The organism is Microbacterium sp. P5_E9 (assembly GCF_054049175.1).
This window is the reverse complement of sequence record NZ_JBFUMV010000052.1, coordinates 1-762: the sequence shown is the minus strand read 5'-3', so window position 1 is coordinate 762 and position 762 is coordinate 1. Positions and strand designations below refer to the sequence as shown.

At 66.0% G+C, this 762-nt stretch carries 1 protein-coding gene; it reads right to left on the bottom strand.

What is annotated here, in order from left to right; all coding sequences use genetic code 11:
* Window positions 1–139: 139 nt before the first annotated feature.
* On the bottom strand, window positions 140–762 hold a 623-nt coding region (locus tag ACXJ3V_RS20160), incomplete at its 5' end, for a cupin domain-containing protein (protein WP_457102137.1).

Here is a 762-nt window from a genome sequence, read left to right as displayed (position 1 = left end):
ATCGAATCCCAGTTGGCAATCAGCCAGTTCATGCGCTGCCGGGGCAACAGGTCGAGGGCGGCGGGAAGAAGTGGCGTGATGTCGAACACGGCATCGTCATCGACGATGCCGACGCGAAGGTCGTTGAAGGTGGCGAGTTTCATGATGCTTGGGGATGGTCCTGGGTTTCCTCGGCGTGGAAGCCGAGAGCGGAAAGTGCGGGGAAGTCATTCACCTGGAACAGCACGGCGTCCGTGCTGCCGGCGCGATTCGCGTGCGCATGCCACGCCCAGGGCGCAATGGTGAGGAAGTCGCCCTGCGTCCAGTCGTAGTCCCTGCCGTCCACGGTGGTGGTGCCCGAACCTCGAACCACGTAGTACAGCTTGCTGCCGGTGTGGCGGCGTGCCTTGCCGCGAAACCCCGGCCGCAGCCGCTGCAGCCGCATGCCCATGGTCCGCATCGCGGGGCCGCCGGTCGCCGGATTGCGGTACTCCAGCACGGTATCGTCCACGCCATCACATGGCAGGGCCGCCGCGCGCCCAAGAGCTGCTTCGGCCATGGCTTGGGGATAGACGAGCAGTGGATTGACCGCCGCGCCTGCGAGCGTGCCCGGCGGACTCATCAGCCCGCTGCCCCATTCGCGCATCGAGCGATCGGGCACCGCGGCCAGGGGTTGCTTCTCTTCGCGGCCAGGCGCGAAGAACGTCGCATGCAGGGACCGCATCAGCGAAATGTCCAGCACATCCAGCCAGACCATCGGTTCATCCCCGTGGTACTCGTGGT